Below are 1,579 nucleotides of genomic sequence, written 5' to 3' on the forward strand. Positions count from 1 at the left end.
GCCAGGTCTCCTCGCCACCTCAGCATCACGCACATAACCTGAAATCAATGGGTCCTGACCCTAGTCGGTCCTGCGAAGGAAATGGCGGCGGCATCTGGCGCTGACCTTCTTCGCCCAGCTGCCATTCTGCGTCGTGCGATGGAGGCGATCAATGCACTACGCCGGCATCAGGCCCCGTGCGGGCAGATCGTGCCCCAAGGTGCGGCACCGCTTGGGTCAGCTCCCTCTGAAAGCCAGTGCGTCGAGTAGTAACGGCATCAATTTGGGCTGGATTACGCAGCAAGCATCGTGGACTCGGGTGAGCTGCCTTTATACAAAGGCGAGTATTTCTGGAAGCGTGCCTCCCCGCGACCAATTCTGTTTCTGCAATGATACTAACGGCTCCGTGGCTTCCGCCCGGGGCCGCTTCTGCATGTCCGCTTGCTACCACCGGGTGCATCGGCCGGCCCGCTGTTAGGCAGCGCAAGCCCCCCGCGCGCCCTGCAGGTCAGTCGTCGGTGTCCTGTACCCAAGCCTCCCGGCCAAAAGGCGCAGCGTCGCGGTGATCTTCCGGGATGGATCACCGGGGTCGGAAGCCATTATGACGGGCCAGCCAAACGGAACAGGAGAGTCCGCGATGCGGATGCGCGACACCATCATCAAGCCGATGCACCCGGAGGGTTTCCGCTTCCTGGCCATCTTCGCCGTCATCACCCTGCTGCTGTTCCTGCTGTGGGAGCCGCTCGGCTGGATCGGGGTCGGGCTGACGGTCTGGTGCTATTACTTCTTCCGCGACCCCGGGCGGGTGACTCCGGCACGTCCCGGTCTGGTCGTCAGCCCTGCCGACGGCATTGTCTCGCTGATCGAACCGGCCGTTCCGCCCGCCGAGCTGGGGATGCCCGACCTCCCCCTGACCCGCGTCAGCGTCTTCATGAGCGTCTTCAACTGCCACGTGAACCGCAGCCCCGTCGCGGGCGAGGTCACCGCGATCTCTTACCGACCCGGCAAGTTCTTCAACGCCTCGCTGGACAAGGCCAGCGCGGACAATGAACGCAACAGCCTGCGCATCCGCATGGAGGACGGGCGCGATCTTGCCGTGGTGCAGATCGCGGGGCTCGTCGCGCGGCGCATCCTGTGCTTCGTCAGGCCCGGCGACCGGCTGGGAACGGGTGAGCGCTTCGGCCTGATCCGCTTCGGCTCGCGGCTGGACGTCTACCTGCCGCCAGGGGTCGAGCCCTTAGTCCGCGTGGGCCAGACCATGGTGGCGGGCGAGACCGTCCTGGCCGAACTCAACGGGGATGCAAGGGGGCCGGCATGACCGAACCGGTGACTCCGCAATCCGAATTCTCGCTGTTCCAGTTGCTGCCGAACGCGCTGACGATCCTGGCGATCTGCGCCGGGCTGACCGCCATTCGACTGGGCGTGCAGGGGGATTACGTCCTGTCCGTGCTGCTGATCATCGGCGCGGGGATCATCGACGGGATCGACGGGCGGCTCGCGCGGCTTCTGGGCAGTTCCAGCAAGATGGGTGCCGAGCTGGACTCGCTGGCCGATTTCCTGAACTTCGGGGTGGCCGCGCCGCTGACGCTGTATTTCTGGG

The 1,579-nt window shown here is 65.2% G+C and carries 2 protein-coding genes; both read left to right on the forward strand.

Going from position 1 to position 1,579, the window contains the following annotated elements; genetic code table 11:
* The first annotated feature begins 616 nt into the window (after positions 1–616).
* A complete protein-coding gene (locus ACFFII_RS17005) occupies positions 617–1,297 on the forward strand; it encodes a phosphatidylserine decarboxylase (RefSeq protein WP_377700061.1) in 681 nt (226 codons plus the stop codon).
* Positions 1,294–1,579, forward strand: a 286-nt coding sequence (locus ACFFII_RS17010; RefSeq protein WP_377700062.1) for a CDP-alcohol phosphatidyltransferase family protein, incomplete at its 3' end; no start/stop codon positions are given. The genes ACFFII_RS17005 and ACFFII_RS17010, both read left to right, overlap by 4 nt.

Source organism: Paracoccus niistensis (assembly GCF_042432925.1).
GTDB classification, from domain to species: Bacteria; Pseudomonadota; Alphaproteobacteria; order Rhodobacterales; family Rhodobacteraceae; genus Paracoccus; species Paracoccus niistensis.